Here is a 15550-nt window from a genome sequence, read left to right on the forward strand (position 1 = left end):
TTTTGAGTAAAACGTGTAAAAATCAGAGCAATCAAGACTGACTAAACAAATTAAGACAAGACTAATCACAACTAATCAAGTCAGACTAATCCAAGTCAACATCTCCTAATTCTTGGAATCTGCTTGCAATCAACTCTGGAGTAGTATCGGAAATCCAAGATGCCATCCCTGCTTCCGACCCAGCCAAATACTTGATTTTATTAGCATCTCGCATAAACGAGAAGAATTGCAAATTAAGGCGATAATGCGAGCGGCGAGAATCATGCACAGGGGCTTGATGCCACGCTGCAACGTAAGGCAAATCAACGAAATCGCTGGAATTTGCATCACTCGCGCCAGAAGATAAGTCGAAAGCAGCCGAACTTGCAAACGATTTAGCGCTCGAATCGCCCGCGTTTGAAGACGATAATCCAAAGAACTTATTAGCACGCTTAAGAAGTGTTATGTAGATTTGCGCCAAATCCCAACGCTCTTGGTCGTCAAGCTGATCCAAAGTAAGAACGTCTCTAACAGGAGCAACATGCACCTCTAGCGGCCATCGAGCAGCAGCTGGAACATACGCAACCCAACTGTGATTATGCATAATCACACGCTTTTTAGCTTCAATCTCTGAATTCATCAAATCCTTAAGAAGATTGCTGCCAGTGCGCTCAAAATAAGCCTCAGTGTGGCGCAACTCCTGCTCTAACCTAGGAGCAATAAACGGATACGCGTAAATCTGACCATGAGGATGATGCAAAGTTACGCCGATTTGACTGCCGTGATTTTCAAACGGATAAATTTGCTCAATTCCTTCGATTTGGCTAATTTCTGCGGTTCTAAACGCCCACGCTTCAACAATCGTGCGCATGCGCAAAACAGAAAGATTAGCTGGAAGCATATTCTCGTTTGAACTAAAGCAAATCACTTCGCATCGACCAGCTGCAGGAGCCTGCTTCCACAATGGATTTCCGTCAACGTATGTTGTTGTATTTGGCACGCCTGCAACCTGAGCCATAGCTGGATAGCGGTTTTCAAAAACAACAACGTCATAGTCTTCGTCTGGAATTTCGCCATCTTGATACTCGCATTGCGCTTTTCTGCCAGCAAATGGGTCGATTCTTGATGGCGCAGAACCTTCTGCAGAATCCGCAGAATCATGATTATTTGAATCCTCACCAAGAATCGCAGCTGGCCGCTTTGCCCACAACCTAGACATAGGAATCCAGTCTCCTGTAAGCGGATCTTGCCTCATTTGCGGAACTTCGCTAGGAACTTCGTTGCCTTCGCTATCAACATGCGAAGTAAAACGATACGCCAACTTTCTAGGGTCAATCAGTTCCCTTGTTTTGTGGCCGCTAACGTATTCTGGATTGTCATCTATGTAGAAAAAGTCGCGCCCGTCGGAAAGTTTTGTTGCTGTAATGCGCATATGCTCGCGCGCGTAAGTTCCAGGGCGATACAACTTATACGGATACTCGCCGCCAAAATCGCGAATCGGAGATTGCGTTGCGTGCGGCGGCTCTTGCGGCGTAATACCACTTAAAACCGCAGGTACTGCAGGCATTTGCTGAGTTACATACAACGAATCGCGCACATCGGCAGCAGCTTCTCCTTCGGCTTGAGCTACAAGGCTACTAAGCGAAGAATCCCCAACACCCGTGCTTGTAATCTTGCTCATAACCGTTTCGTTTGCGCCGCTAGCTTTGTTTCTAGCACGAATCGCGTTAACGTCTATTGCATCAAAAGCATCTGTGTCTTCTAGACTTTTTTCGACTTCTCGTTCATCTGCCTTCTTATGCACAGAAGCATCATCAATCTCGAATCCTGCAGCAGCACCACCTTCAAAGCCGCCGCCTGGGCCTGCAAATCCAGCCGTAGTTGGAATATTATGCAACCCGTCAATCTTTTTAGGCTCTACCACAAGACCACCCCTTCAAAAGTGTTATTGTTTAGCGCGTCTTTTGCGTGTTTGTTGATTGCGCATGCGGCAAGTTGTTGTGCTTTTAGCGCATTCGCTTTGGTATTTTGTTGAGACATCTTTGACTCCATCGTCTCTTCTACTCTCTAGTCTTCTTTTTATTGCGTATTCTGTTTTACTTGTATTTTGTATCTTCTTTTATTCTTTTGTATATTCTTTTATATCTTAATAACACGCTTTAGACGCTTAGTTACCTATTATATATTTTCTGATTCAACACTCGCACAATGTTATATTTTGTAATATAACGGGCATTGTTGTAATGATTATATGTGATTTTGTTTTATTATTAAAGTGTTTTGTTGCATAATGTTCGGTTGCTTGCGACCTTTCCCTAACAAAAGTTAATGCTCACCAACACGTAACCAGCTTTTAGCATAACTCAGATTGCTTTTTATACAATCGCACTACAAGGCAGGTCGTGTCGTTCACACGGATTAGCCGTGCGAACGTCTTCGCTTGCGTTGAAAGCACACCGTGCTTTCAACCTTAAGCAAGCTCAGCGCGCCAAATTGCCTTCGCGCGCTACGCTTTAAGCGCTACGGCAGGTTGGCGCGCAAGTGCGGTAGAGATTCGAGATTTTTCGCAGCGGATGAAGCGAACCTCAGCATCTTTGATGGTGATTCGCTGAAGCAGCAAGAAAAATCGAGAATCTCGGTGATGAAAGATACGCAAAAGTTCTAGACATTCAGAAGGTTTGATGTATTTCTATACGAGCAATAAAAGAGGAGCGTAGCGACGGGATTTGCGAGGAGAGAAATACTCAAACCTCGCGCAATACCAAGTAAGGAAGCTCGCGCGCTACGCTCTAAGCGAAAAGGCAGGTCGGAGCGCAAACGCATTGACCCCCACTATGCAATGCACAGCAGGGGTCAAGCGGTATGTCCTTAAGAATGAAATCCAGAATTTAGCGAGCGTAGTACTCGACGACGTACTGGATGTTGACTTCAACTGGAATCTGATCGACTTCCGGCTTACGAGTCAAAGTAGCCTTCAAAGAGGCAAGATTCACATCGAGGTAACCAGGAACTGCTGGCAAAACGTCACGATGAACGCCTTCCGCAGCCATCTGGAATGGCACCATTGTCTGGCTCTTAGCGCGAACCTGAATGGTCTGGCCTGGCTTAACACGGTAGGATGGGCGATCAACAAGATTGCCATCTACCAAGATGTGACGATGCACAACAAACTGGCGAGCCTGAGCGGTTGTACGAGCAAAACCTGCGCGCAAAACCAAAGCGTCAAGACGGGTTTCCAAATCGGTGAGCATTGCGTCACCAGTCTGACCTGCAGTGTGCGTACCCTTTTCGTAAGCTGCACGAAGCTGCTTCTCGGAAAGACCGTACTGAGCGCGAAGACGCTGCTTCTCGCGAAGACGTACTGCGTAATCGGACTCGGTACGACGACGAGTGCGACCGTGCTCACCTGGAGCATATGGACGCTTCTCGAAAATACGCTGAGCCTTTGGGGTCAAAGCGATGCCGAGGGCGCGAGAAAGACGCACCTGACGGCGAGAACGCTGAATATTAGTCATTACTAATCCTTTATTCTGTCGTTATCTGAACGGAACGTGAACCAAACTTTTACGATTATTCACGCTGAGCCGGCCTCTCCAGTGCTTCTTCGTGCAAACACACGAACGCGAAAGCATTAAAACGCTTAAATAACGCCATAATTCTTGCGCGCCGACCCACTGATGGGCTAAGGCTCCAGATAATGCCTACGAAAAATAGGCATCGTTCCCTATACTACTCCGCGCCGTAGAATATGCGCGACGACCTGCCTTTGTGCTTGAGTGTAGCGCACAAAGGCAATTCGGAGCGCTGAGCCGCTTAAAGCAGAAGCATTGCTTCTGCGCGGCGAAGACGTGAGCGCGGCTAATCCGCGCGAACGCTTTAAGCTACAAAGTGCGGAAAATCGCTCGCGCGTTATGCTTTAAGCGCTCAGTCAAAGCGCGCGCGAAGCACGCCAGAGTCCATTGTGTAAACACAGTCAGCGCTTGCAGCAACAGATTCATCGTGAGTCACAACTAAAACAGCCGCGCCAGAAGCCGCACAATCGCGCAGCAAAGACACAACAGTTTGAGTGTTTTGCGAATCCAAATCGCCAGTAGGCTCGTCCAAAATCAACAAACGCGGCTTGTTAATCAAAGCGCGCGCAATCATAACGCGACGCATTTCTCCGCCAGAAAGCTCGCGCGGATAGCAATGCGCAAGATCGTCCACGTTAAGTCGCTTAAGCAAATCCATAGCGCGTAAAGTCAAACTAGCGTAATCATTCAGCTCAAGTTTTTGCGCTGAATCGTCTACTCGCTTAGAAGATGTGCGCGCAATCATAACAGGCAAAATAACATTATCTAGCACATTCAAATTAGCAAGAAGCGTTTGCGATTGCGTAACAAAACCAATGTTTTTTGCGCGAATCGCAGAAGTTTGCTCGTCGCTTATAGAAGGCATCGAAATATTGCATCCAAAAATCGTAACACTTCCACGAGTAGGCTTTAGAAGCCCTGCAATCATGTTTAATAGAGTTGACTTTCCATTTCCAGACTTGCCAACAATCGCCGCAAAATCGCCAGCTTTAAGCGAAAAATCAACATTATCTACAGCAATAAACTTGCGATTTTTGCGCTTAAATTCGCGAGTAACATTTTTAAGATTTACGACTGAATCAACTAAATTAACTGAATCGACTGAATCGCCTAAATCGTTGCTAACCACTTCATTCAACACTTCATTTGCCATCTCGCTCGCCACTTTACTCGCCATCTCTTAAAGTCAAATACGCTTCCTTACTTGCGATTCGCCCCACAATAATCGCAGAAGTTACCAAAACACTAGCAAGCGAAAACGCTACAGAAATCGCAGCAAGCGCGCACACAAGCCAAATATTCGACTCCAAGTACGGCAATTGTAACTGGCTAGAAATCGCAATATTGTATGGGAACAAAATAAGCGAAGCAAACGCAACGCCAATCACGCCGCCTACAACGCCAATCACAGCCGATTCACGCGAAATCATGCCAAAAAGCATGCGCCTATTTGCGCCCAAAATCCTCAATGAAGCAAATTCCCTCTTGCGCTCCGATGTAGAAGTCGCAAAAACGCACACAAGAATTAACACGCCCACAGCCCAAAACGCAAAAACGCCAAGAAAAATCGCCTTGTTTAGCACCTCTAAACTCTTTTTAGTCTGCTCTGTAATTCCGCCTGGAAAAACCATTCCAAGGCTTTTAATTCCGCTAGTTTTACGAATATTTTCCGCAACGCTCTTAGCGCTAAAACCCTTGCGCACTTTTACGAGAACAGCACTAACGGCCTTGCGTGCGTATTTTGCAGGAATCGCAGTGTGCCCAACTTTCGACGAATACTTAACAACCGCTGGAATCGTGTCTCTGTTTACAAACACTGAGTTATCTAAGCTAGTGCCCGTTTTAGCAAGTTGCGCAACAATCGGCCATTCGTGCCCATACAAGCGAACCGTATTTTGGTAAGACACAAGCACGTTTGCGCCTGCAATCATCTGCCCTTTTTTAAGTTCGCTTTTGTGTTGCGAATAAATCCATGGCGCGATTACAAAGTCACTCGTAGGGTCAAAACCTATGATTTGCAACTTTTCCGCGCAGCATCCAGCAGATAAAGAAGATATGTAAGTTTGCACGCTTGCTTTTTCAACGCCTTTTGATTTTCGTACAAAATCCTCAATATTGTTCGTAAAGTAAAACGTGCTCGATCCGCCATTAGTAAGCAACGCTTCCGCACGATTGTAAGTATTTTGCGGAATCACCATAATATCCGCGCCAAGGCGAGCGCGCATGCTGTTTAGGCCGTTTGAAAGATTTAGGGAGATTAGCGAGCCGCCAAAAAACACTGCAGCTAAGCACGCGGAAACCACGATTAATGCGGCGGTTCTTAGCGGCTTTTGCTTTAGGTTTTCTAGCGGCAATCGCTTTAATATAATAGTGTGCATAGTAAATTACTTAGATGCGCACTAGCAAGCAGATTTAGTGTCAAGATACACGCTAACGGATGCAAACACCAACGCGAGTACAGATAATACAATCAACGTTGGGCGCATAACAGATACGCAATGCATCATTGGGCTTTTGCAAACACCAATAAGGAATGTTGTAGTAGCAATCATAAACAGAGAGTTAGCGATTACAGCAATATTTAAGCCAGCGCGAACGTGTTCTTTAACAAATAGCGCAATAATGCCTAAAATCGCAATAACTACGCCAATTCCAATAGCCACGCGGCTTGTATAGTAGCATGCCATAGGTTGCATCATCATAGGCATTTTAGCCATTTTAGACATTTTGTGCATTCCACCAGTTGAGCATGGTTTTGCAAATGTCAATGGCGCTATAGCAATAAGAATTCCAAATACAATTGCATGAAGCGATGCGAATAATTTGTTCTTCATAATAAATACCTCATTAAAACTAGTTATTATTTTTTAGTGTTGCTTTTCTTTAATGCAACACGCTTTACGGCACTCACGTTTGCAAGCGCCACGCCTTTTAAATCTCGTTTATAACTACAATCGCAAAGATTCAGAACTTAATCGACTTCCCCTTGAGTCTAAAATCTTGAACATTTGCAGTTTTTACTTTTACTCTTTTTTAATTTTATTCTTCTTGCGTTTACACTTTTCTTACTCTTATATTTTTTCTTATAGCTTAATAGAAAACAAGTCTTGAATATTTTGTTTTAGTGTATATAATCACGCACTAGTTATAACAATATTACAATTAACAATTTAAAGTAATCTTAAATAAGGTTGTATTATTTTGCATACAACATCTATAAAACAAAAAATTTTACAATTTTACAATTTTACAATTTCTCAATCGGAGCAACTCTTAGCATAAGTCGCTTTACGCCATCCGAACCAAAGTCAACTGTAATAATTGAGTTTCTGCCCTTGTCTTGTGTTTTAAGAACAGTTCCAAGGCCGTATGTGTCGTGCGAAATTTTATCGCCTTCATGAAAATCGTTGATATTTAGGTGATTGTCTTTTTCTTGCAAACTTTGCTTTTTGTAAGATAATGACGATGTGGACGATTGCAAATTTGAGGTGGACGATTGACTTTGGTACGATGCGCTTGATTTTCTTGCGATTCGCGTGGTGACTTTGCCAGATTTTGAGCCATACGACTTGCTGTATGAGTTGCCATACGAACTAGAGCCATACGACTTTGAACCATACGACTTGCCATAAGACTTTGAAGAACCATATGAGCTGCCATAATGCGATTTGCTGTAGCGAGATCCGCTATAACTCGAGCCTCCGTAAGTTGTGTACGAATCGTCGCTCCAACCGCCGTCGCTTCCAAAATCGTCGGATAAATCGCCAGCAAAATCGCGGTCAAAATCTCTGCCTGCTCCCCTTAGTCCAGCTCGCATAACAGCCGCTTCTGTACGTTTCCAGCAAATCAAATCCGCAGGAATCTCGTCCAAAAACTGACTTTGAATCATCTCCGCAGACTTTCCCCATTGAGAGCGCTCAGCTGCCCAAGTAACGTACAAAATCTTCTTAGCGCGAGTTATGCCAACGTATGCAAGACGACGCTCCTCGCAAAGCTCCTTTTGATTGTCAACACAGCGCGAATGAGGAAAAGTGCCCTGCTCCATTCCAGTCAAAAACACAACAGGATACTCCAAGCCCTTAGCTGTGTGAAGTGTCATAAGCGTAACTTTTCCAGTATCTTCGCCCTGGTCTGGAAGCTGATCCGAATCCGCAACCAAAGCCGTAGTCTCCAAAAAACCAGCAACATTAGCATCAGGCGTATTCTGCTCATACTCGGCTGCAACCGATTGCAATTGAGACAAGTTATCTACTCTAAATTCGTCTTGAGGGTCCTTCGACTCGCGCAAATCTTGCAACAATCCGCTTTCGTTAAGCACGTTCTCTACAACCTTAGAAGGCTTGGAATCGTTAGCTTTCATAAAGTCAATAAGCGAAGTAATAAGATCCCTAAAACTCTTAAGCGCGTTAAAAGTTCTAGATGAAATACCAATTTGCTCCGCAATCTTATCTATTTGACTAAGAGCAGACCAAAAACTTATAGAATTTTCTTTTGCATAAGACGTAATCTGCGACTCAGCACGCGCACCAAGACCACGCTTTGGAACGTTCAAAATTCGGCGCATATTAACATCATCATCAGGGTTTGCAATCGATTGCAAGTAAGCAAGCGCATCTTTGACTTCGCGGCGCTCGTAGAACTTAGTTCCGCCAACAAGTTGATAAGGCAAGCCCGACTTAATAAGCGCATCTTCCAAGCTACGCGATTGCGAATTTGCGCGATACATAATCGCAATATCTGAGTAGTTTACGCCATCTTCGCCATCTTCACTTGCCAAACGCGCGATTTCTTGAGCAACCCACATTGCCTCGCCTTGCGCGTTATCTGCTACATAGCCTACGATTGGCGAGCCTTTGCCTAAAGAAGTCCACAACTTTTTAGGCTTGCGATTAGTGTTGTTAGAAATCACAGCATTTGCAGCGTCCAAAATGGTTTGCGTAGAGCGATAATTCTGCTCCAACATAATTGTTGTAGCGTTTGGAAAATCCTGCTCAAAGTCTTGAATATTGCGAATATCTGCACCGCGGAAAGCGTAAATCGACTGGTCGGAATCGCCAACAACCGTGATTGAAGACTGCGGAAGTTGAGTGGAATCTGGTGAAGCTGCGGAGGCTTCGTAAGCGTCAGTGGTTGCGAAGCGTGCGGAATTATCACCCACACCTGCATCACCCACACCTGCAAGCTGGCGAATCAAAACGTATTGCGCGTGATTTGTATCTTGATACTCGTCAACCAAAATGTAGCGGAACTTTCGCTTGTAATACGCGCTAACTTGCGGATTTTGGCGCAAAAGCTTAACCGTTAGCATAATCAGATCGTCAAAATCAACAGCATTCGAAACGCTAAGCCTATTTTGGTACTCCGCGTAAACAGCGGCGTAAAGCGCATCGGCATTGCCAGCAGCATTAAAGCTAGATGCACCAGATATAGACGCGCCTGGCTTATAATCTGGTGCGTAATTTTTAAGATTTTCTTGCCATGTAACCAAATTATTTTTGAAATCAGATATCTTAGATAATAAAAGTTTCGGCGTAAACTTTTTAATATCGATGTTCAATTCGGATGCGATTATTTTAACAAGACGCTCGCAATCGGAAGAATCGTAGATAGAAAAGCCCGATTTTAAGCCGATTGAATCGCCATGAGTGCGAAGAATCTTAACGCAAGCAGAGTGGAAAGTAGAGACCCACATGCTATTTGCGGCAGGTCCGATTAAGCTTGCCAGGCGCTCGCGCATCTCCGCGGCTGCCTTGTTTGTAAACGTGATTGCAAGAATTTGGCTCGGCCACGCTTTGCGATTAGCCAAAATCCACGCGATTCTGCGCGTAAGAACACGGGTTTTGCCACTGCCTGCGCCAGCTCCGATTAAAAGCGCGGGGCCAGTGTATTGGACTGCCTTGGATTGCTGGGGATTTAAGCCTTCTAACAGTGTTTGAGGGTTGATTTCGGGGAGGCTGAGGTTGGATGATGTGGATGGCTGTGCGATTGGTGTGCGCTGGAATGATTGGGCAGACTGGTTGTATTGGAAAGATTGGGCGTACTGTGCGGATTGGCTGTATTGAGTGTATTGGTTGGACTGGTTGTATTGAGTGTATTGGGCGGAGGCAGCGGAAAAATCGCCAGCCGCCGTAGAAGCAGAAACTTCGCTCGTCATATCTTCATCAATAGAAGCATCGCTAATAGGAGCATCACTAATAGGAGCATAGCTCTGCTCGTCGGTAACATCATTAATAGTTGCATCGCTCTGCTCACTGGCATCTTCTGGATTGCCAAACAAATCAAAATCGTAACCGTACTTGCTCAAAAGCCCCTCGCTCCCGTGTTCCAAATCGCAAAAATTAAACTCTAACCAATTTTAACGGACGGCAGCTAAACGCAAATCGTGCGTTTTGCGCGTCGACGATTAGTCGCGCTATTCCTGGGTTTGTTCCCTTTTTGGTCGATTTGGTAAACAAATGCGGGGAAAAAGAAACAAACTCGGGGGGGGGGGGAGAAACAAACTCGGGCTATACGACATACCTTCGAGCTTAAAGCGTAGCATGTAAAGTGAGTCAAAGCTGGGGGTAAGCTATACAGATACACGCCGAACACGCGGAATGCTGCGCAATTTGAAAGGAATCATCGTGCAAGAACTGGAAGAACGCATCCAAAAAGAAGGCATTGTTAAGCCAGGAAATGTTTTGAAAGTCGACGCATTCCTTAATCACCAATGTGATTGCGCGCTTTTTGACGCAATGGGAGCCGCGTGGGCGCAGCATTTTCAAAACACGCAAATCAACAAAATCCTAACAATCGAGTCTTCGGGAATCGGAATCGCGTGCGTTGCTGCGCGTCATTTTGGCAACATTCCAGTGGTTTTTGCAAAGAAAGCGCAATCAATCAACTTGGATGGCGATCAATACGTATCTACCGTATTCTCGTTTACAAAGCAGCGCGAATTCCCTGTGATAGTGTCTAGAAAATATTTGAGCGCAAACGACCACGTTTTGATTTTGGACGATTTTTTGGCCAATGGCAAGGCTTTACAAGGGTTGATTGACATTTGCAATCACGCTGGGGCCACGGTTGCTGGCATTGGTATTGCGATTGAAAAAGGCTTCCAAGGCGGCGGAGATGCGTTGCGCGAAGCCGGATATGACTTGGATTCGCTGGCGATTGTGGACGCAATGGATCCTAGCGATGGGTCAATCACCTTCCGCCAAGCCTAGTCGATGTAATTGTGCGCAAATTGTGAAAAAATTAAACATAATTCTTCACAAATCGCAATTTTGCGTAAAAATACGATAAAGTAGTTCGGTTAGTGTTTGAAGCCTATCACACTAAATGTGCTAGTTTTCAACATGCAATTTTTGATAATTTTCAATAAGATAGCTTGATCGATATGGCTTTAATCGGCTAGTTTTCAACTGATTGGCGGCTAAACGTATGAGTGATGTTGTGATTGTAAGCGCAGCGCGCACACCAATAGGAAAATTCGGAGGCGCGTTGAAGTCTCTCACATCTGTTGAGTTAGGCACAATCGCAGCAAAAGCCGCCATTGAACGCGCAGGAATCAGCCCAAAATCCGTAGATCAAGCGATTTTTGGAAACGTACTTCAAGCAGGTAGCGGTCAAAACGTTGCGCGTCAAATCGCGCTTAGATCGGGACTTGATGAGTCAAGTTGCGCAATGACAATCAACGAAGTTTGTGGGTCTGGTCTTAAAGCCATTCGCCTTGCACAAGCTGCGATTTGCATGGGAGATGCGCAAGTCGTAGTTGCTGGTGGCACGGAAAGCATGAGCAACGTGCCGTTTTACGCGCAAAACGTGCGATTTGGTGGACTTCGCTACGGAAACAGCGCGCTGGTTGATGGCCTGAAAAAAGACGGACTTTGTGATGCTTTTACTGGCAAAGAAATGGGAGTTACCGCGGAAAACGTGGCTGCGAAGTTTGGCATAACGCGCGAGCAGCAAGACGCTTTTGCACTAAAATCCCACAAGAAAGCCGTTTTTGCGCAAAATAACGGCGATTTTGATGCGGAGATTGCGCCTGTACAGCTTGCGGACGGAACTATTATTAGCCGCGATGAGCATCCGCGCGCAAACACATCTATGGAGAAATTGGCTAAGCTTAAAACGTTGTTTGAGGCGGATTTTGGAACGCGCGAAACTTGTGGAATGAGTGGAGCGAACTGTGGTTTGAGTGAGGCGGATTCTGGCAGTCGCGAAGCTGATGGAATGAGCGAGGCGGATTTTGGCGAAAAACACTCTCCTACTGTAACCGCTGGAAACGCAAGCGGCATCAACGACGGAGCTGCAGCACTCGTCTTAATGAGCAAAGACTACGCAATCACGCACGGAATCGACTATTTGGCAGAAATCGTGGGATTTGCCGAGGGCGGAATTAGCCCAGATCTTATGGGATACGCGCCAAAACACGTTATGGAGCGCATGCTAAAAAACACGGGCTACACCGTTGAAAACATTGACCTTTTTGAGATTAACGAAGCGTTTGCTGCGCAAAGCATAGCCGTGTGCCAGCAGCTGAACATAAGCGAAAGCAAGCTGAACGTAAGAGGCGGCGCGATTGCGCTCGGGCATCCTTTGGGAGCTAGCGGAGCCAGGATTTTAACAACACTTCTTTACGCACTTAAAGACAATCACATGCAAAACGGCGTTGCGGCGCTGTGCGTGGGAGGCGGAATCGGAGTGAGCATGCAAGTTAGGATGCGAAAGTAGAAGTAGTAGCAGCAATGTGATGCGTGCGAAGCGTTGTGACTGGCGTTGTGACGACTGAAGGATGCGTGTTGCGACACGCACGAAGTAAGTCGCAACTATGCGTGCAGAGTGTCGCGAATCGCACGGTTGCTGGCGACGAATGTGGCGGTTACTGGCGACTTGAATAGCGTCAATAGCGTCAATAGCGTCAAAGCAACATTGCAAAAGTGAAAAATCGTAAAAATGAAAATCGTAAAAATAGCGCAAAAAATGGAGAAACATGGCAGCTTTTCGAGAATTAAGCGTAGAACAGCGCATAAAAACACTGGAATCAGAAGGCGCGCTTAGCTGCGATTGCGCGCAACTTCTGCTCGAACAGCTCGCGCAAAGTAGCGAAGCAAACATTCCTGCAAGCGTTGCGAACAGCATGATCGAAAACCAAATCGGGCGATTCAGCCTGCCAGTAGGCGTTGTGCGCGGCCTAAAAGTAAACGGCGTTATGCGAAACGTTCTGATGGCTACGGAAGAGCCGTCCGTAATCGCGGCTGCATGCAACGGTGCAAAAATCGCGTCAAAAAGCCTAGAAAACGGCGTTGTTGCGCGCAGCGAGCATTACGTTACGCGCGCGCAAATCGTTTTTGAAGACGTGGACGGAAGCGTAGCCAAAACACTAGACAGCATAATGCGCGACGAGTCAAAACGCACGGCAATTAGTGAGGTTGCGCGCTCCGCGCACCCATCAATATACCAACGCGGCGGCGGATTAGAACGCGCGCAGGCGGCGGCGTTAACAGGCTTCGCCAAACTAACACTAGACATAAACGCGTGCGATGCAATGGGCGCAAACATTGCAAACACCATTGGCGAAGCTGTTAAAACCCAGCTTGAGAGCTGGGTTGGGCGCAAGGCGCTGGTGGCAATTCTTGCCAACTCCAGCCGCGCGGCAACAGTCGCCGAAGTGCGCATACACGTAGAAGCGCTGGTGTCTAGCGCAAAAACTGCCGCGGCTGGAGATGCCGACGGCATGCGCCTTGCGCGCCGCATCGCCGCCTTAAGCTCCCTGGCCGCCGTAGACGCGGAGCGCGCTGCAACACACAATAAAGGAATCCTAAACGGAATAGTGGCTGCAGCACTCGCATCGGGCAACGACACGCGCGCATTGCAAGCCGCCGCGCACGAATGGGCCGCAAAATCTGGCCGCTACATGCCTCTTTCAACGTGGACCTTGCAAAGTAACGACCAAATCCTTTACGGCCGCATCGAAATCCCGCTGCAAATCGGCACAGTGGGCGGCGCAATCGCCTCACTCCCAATGTCAAAAATCGCGCTGCACCTTGCTAAAGTCAATAACGCCAACGATTTTCGCAACGTTCTAGCAGCCGTCGGACTCGTTCAAAACCTTGCTGCCCTTCGCGCACTCGCGGGTCCAGGAATCCAAGCTGGTCACATGCGCCTTCAGGCCGCAAACATCGCCATATCATGCGGAGCGCGCGGGGACGAAATTCAAAAGGTTGTTCACGCGCTTCTAAACGAAAATTCTTCCGATTTGAACACGAATTCTGCAAGAATAATTCTTGATGATTTGCGCAAGCACAGGAACACGTAAAACCGCAAAAACGCGCGGTTAATGGCCATTTTTCCGCGGAAAAGTCGGAAGCTTCCGCGCCGTAAAATTTACACAACTAAAATTACACTTAAAAAATCGCAATTAAAAAAAAATAGGAAATCATGAGCAATACTTCACAAACCACGCCAGGCAACACGCCCCAAATTCCGCCAAAAGTCGGCATCGACCGCATAACTTTCGCAACCCCAAATTGCTACCTAAGCATGCGCGACCTTGCGATTGCGCGCGGAATCGACCCAAACAAATTCACAATCGGCATAGGCCAAAGCCAGCAAGCGGTGCCGCCAAATCATCAAGATATAGTAACGCTTGGCGCTCAAGCTGCCCTGCCGCTGATGCCATACATCGATAGCAACCGCCTCAAAATGGTGATCGTTGGCACAGAAAGCGGCGTCGACGCCAGCAAATCCAGCGCGCTCTACATTCACAAACTGCTAAACCTTAGCGAGTGGGTGCGTTGCGTGGAAGTAAAAGAGGCGTGTTATGGCGGAACTGCTGCACTTATGATGGCTCGTGACTACGTTCTGGCACATCCTGGCGCGCAAGTTTTGGTGATTGCTGCAGACATTGCGCGCTACGGCGTTGGCACTCCTGGCGAGGTGACTCAAGGCGCTGGTGCTGTGGCGATGCTTGTAAGCGAGAATCCGCGCGTGTTGCAAATCAACGATGACAGCGTTGTAAAATCGGCGGAAATCCAGGATTTTTGGCGCCCTGTATATCAAAGCACGGCTTTGGCGCGCGGAAAGTTTTCAACCGAGCAATACATTCGCATGTTCTGCGATGTGTGGCAGAAATACAGTGCGGAAAACGCCTGCAATTTCAACGATTTTGAGGCGATTTGCTTCCATCTTCCGTACACAAAAATGGGACTTAAGGCGCTTCGAGCTGGTTTTGAGGCAAATTCGGGCGTGTCGCACGCATGTGATGACGTGTCTATTACAAGCGATACTCGCGAACGTCTTCTTGCGCGATACCAAGACAGCACACAATACAGTCGCCGAATCGGTAATATTTACACTGGTTCACTCTATTTAGGCTTAATTTCTTTACTTGATTACGATTATTTTAGGAATTCTTGCGATTCATCAGAGTCTGCTGGTGATTCTTCAGAGTCTGCTTGCGATTCGTCTGCGGTTGCTTGCGACTTATACTCCGCAACGCACTCAAACGAATCGCCGACGCGCCTGTCTCCCCTACTCCCAGGTCAAAAAATCGGCTTATTCTCTTACGGTTCAGGCGCTGTAGCAGAATTCTTTAACGCAACACTTGTTCCAGGATGGCGAAGCGCGCTGTTTTCCAATCAGCACATAAAAACATTAAACAATCGCACGCAATTAAGTGTTTCGCAATACGAGGAAATGTTTAACAGCGCGGCGCCTTATTCTCCGCAAGATTTTGCCAGCAGCCAAGAGAATCGAAGTGGCGCGCGATTCGTGCTTGACTCCATCAAATCTCAAGAGCGCAACTATCTTTCTATCTAGTTGTAGTGTGATTGTACCGAATTTCAGCGTTTTTTAATACAAACGCACTACATAAGTAGCGCAAGGCAGATCATCGTTCGCGCAGATTAGCTGCGCTCACGTCTTCGCAGCGCAGAAGCAGTGCTTCTGTTTTGAGCGGCTCAGCGAATCGAAGTGCATTCGCGCGCTACGCTATTCCTCGCGGCTATTAGTAG

The 15550-nt window shown here is 46.7% G+C and carries 10 protein-coding genes; 4 read left to right on the forward strand and 6 right to left on the reverse strand.

The genetic code is table 11. The annotated features are described in order from the left end of the window. Positions 1-85 precede the first annotated feature (85 nt). From galT to NYP67_RS05090, 6 genes are all read right to left on the reverse strand, one after another. Complete coding sequence (gene galT, locus NYP67_RS05065; protein ID WP_101889426.1) at positions 86-1903, reverse strand: galactose-1-phosphate uridylyltransferase; 1818 nt, start codon at positions 1901-1903, stop codon at positions 86-88. A gap of 964 nt (positions 1904-2867) precedes the next feature. Then, positions 2868-3494, reverse strand: coding sequence for a 30S ribosomal protein S4 (gene rpsD, locus NYP67_RS05070; protein WP_004113375.1), 627 nt, complete (start codon positions 3492-3494; stop codon positions 2868-2870). Between the two features lie 409 nt (positions 3495-3903). Beyond that, the gene (locus NYP67_RS05075) at positions 3904-4704 is read right to left on the reverse strand and encodes an ABC transporter ATP-binding protein (protein WP_101896610.1); all 801 of its coding nucleotides are present in this window, start codon (positions 4702-4704) and stop codon (positions 3904-3906) included. Positions 4705-4717: 13 nt separating this feature from the next. Then, positions 4718-5929 (reverse strand): FtsX-like permease family protein, encoded by a 1212-nt coding sequence (locus NYP67_RS05080; RefSeq protein WP_115761577.1) that lies wholly within the window; start codon positions 5927-5929, stop codon positions 4718-4720. A gap of 21 nt (positions 5930-5950) precedes the next feature. Next, positions 5951-6385 (reverse strand): DUF4418 family protein, encoded by a 435-nt coding sequence (locus NYP67_RS05085; RefSeq protein WP_115761576.1) that lies wholly within the window; start codon positions 6383-6385, stop codon positions 5951-5953. A gap of 413 nt (positions 6386-6798) precedes the next feature. After that, positions 6799-9855 (reverse strand): ATP-dependent helicase, encoded by a 3057-nt coding sequence (locus NYP67_RS05090; RefSeq protein WP_172535049.1) that lies wholly within the window; start codon positions 9853-9855, stop codon positions 6799-6801. A 319-nt stretch (positions 9856-10174) separates the two neighbouring features. Between NYP67_RS05090 and NYP67_RS05095 the strand changes: the two genes are divergently transcribed. From NYP67_RS05095 to NYP67_RS05110, 4 genes are all read left to right on the forward strand, one after another. Then, a complete protein-coding gene (locus NYP67_RS05095) occupies positions 10175-10759 on the forward strand; it encodes a xanthine phosphoribosyltransferase (RefSeq protein ID WP_032840027.1) in 585 nt (194 codons plus the stop codon). Positions 10760-10976: 217 nt separating this feature from the next. After that, positions 10977-12269: a thiolase family protein gene (locus NYP67_RS05100; protein WP_101896506.1), complete on the forward strand. Its 1293-nt coding sequence runs from the start codon at positions 10977-10979 to the stop codon at positions 12267-12269. Between the two features lie 259 nt (positions 12270-12528). Then, entirely contained in the window at positions 12529-13854 is a 1326-nt protein-coding gene (locus NYP67_RS05105; RefSeq protein ID WP_115761575.1) for a hydroxymethylglutaryl-CoA reductase, degradative, read from the forward strand. Positions 13855-13976: 122 nt separating this feature from the next. Continuing rightward, on the forward strand, positions 13977-15356 hold the full coding sequence (locus tag NYP67_RS05110; RefSeq protein WP_473411259.1) for a hydroxymethylglutaryl-CoA synthase: 1380 nt from the start codon (positions 13977-13979) through the stop codon (positions 15354-15356). The last annotated feature ends 194 nt before the right edge of the window (positions 15357-15550 follow it).

It is taken from the genome of Gardnerella sp. c23Ub_4 (assembly GCF_055804115.1).

Bases quoted from the DNA above. Each gene is read 5' to 3' on its own strand.
- rpsD (WP_004113375.1), bottom strand. From the start codon at position 3,494: ATGACTAATATTCAGCGTTCTCGCCGTCAGGTGCGTCTTTCTCGCGCC.
- NYP67_RS05075 (WP_101896610.1), bottom strand. From the start codon at position 4,704: ATGGCAAATGAAGTGTTGAATGAAGTGGTTAGCAACGATTTAGGCGAT.
- NYP67_RS05080 (WP_115761577.1), bottom strand. From the start codon at position 5,929: ATGCACACTATTATATTAAAGCGATTGCCGCTAGAAAACCTAAAGCAA.
- NYP67_RS05085 (WP_115761576.1), bottom strand. From the start codon at position 6,385: ATGAAGAACAAATTATTCGCATCGCTTCATGCAATTGTATTTGGAATT.
- NYP67_RS05100 (WP_101896506.1), top strand. From the start codon at position 10,977: ATGAGTGATGTTGTGATTGTAAGCGCAGCGCGCACACCAATAGGAAAA.
- NYP67_RS05105 (WP_115761575.1), top strand. From the start codon at position 12,529: ATGGCAGCTTTTCGAGAATTAAGCGTAGAACAGCGCATAAAAACACTG.
- NYP67_RS05110 (WP_473411259.1), top strand. From the start codon at position 13,977: ATGAGCAATACTTCACAAACCACGCCAGGCAACACGCCCCAAATTCCG.